At 73.1% G+C, this 558-nt stretch carries 2 pseudogenes; one reads left to right on the top strand and one right to left on the bottom strand.

Features of this window, described 5'->3' with window-relative positions:
- Positions 1 to 264 (top strand): annotated as a pseudogene (locus tag NS354_RS12530) (hemin receptor); the annotation flags it as partial.
- A 108-nt stretch (positions 265 to 372) separates the two neighbouring features.
- On the opposite strand, the pseudogene NS354_RS12525 reads toward NS354_RS12530, so the two are convergent.
- Positions 373 to 558, bottom strand: a pseudogene (locus NS354_RS12525) (hemin receptor); the annotation flags it as partial.

The following is a 558-nucleotide window of genomic DNA, read 5'->3' as shown; positions in this document are numbered from 1 at the left end:
GGGTGGGACGGCATGAAGCCGATGACCGACGAGGCGCTCGTGACGGCGAACCCCGACCTGATCCTCGTGATGTCGCACGGCCTCGAGTCGGTCGGCGGCGTCGACGGGCTGCTCGAGGAGAAGCCCGCGATCGCCGTCACCACCGCGGGCGAGCACCGCCGCTTCGTCGACATGGAGGACGGCACGGTGCTGTCGTTCGGGCCCCGATCCGCCGAGATCCTCGACGCCCTCGCGCGAGCCGTCTACGCGCCCGAGAGCCGTTAGCAGGCACCGCCCGAGCCGGGCGACGCCGGTACACTGGGGGTTCGCGCCCGCTCGGATCCGGGCGCGAACCCCCAGTGTACCGGCGTCGCCCGGCTCGGGCGGTGCCTGCTAACGGCTCTCGGGCGCGTAGACGGCTCGCGCGAGGGCGTCGAGGATCTCGGCGGATCGGGGCCCGAACGACAGCACCGTTCCGTCCTCCATGTCGACGAAGCGGCGGTGCTCGCCCGCGGTGGTGACGGCGGTCGCGGGGTTCTCCTCGCGCAGCCTGTTCGACGCCGCCGACCGACTCGAGGC

The organism is Leucobacter chromiiresistens (genome assembly GCF_001477055.1).
GTDB lineage: Bacteria > Actinomycetota > Actinomycetes > Actinomycetales > Microbacteriaceae > Leucobacter > Leucobacter chromiiresistens_A.
Note: the sequence above shows the minus strand (reverse complement) of the source record. Positions and strands in the feature narration are given on the sequence as shown.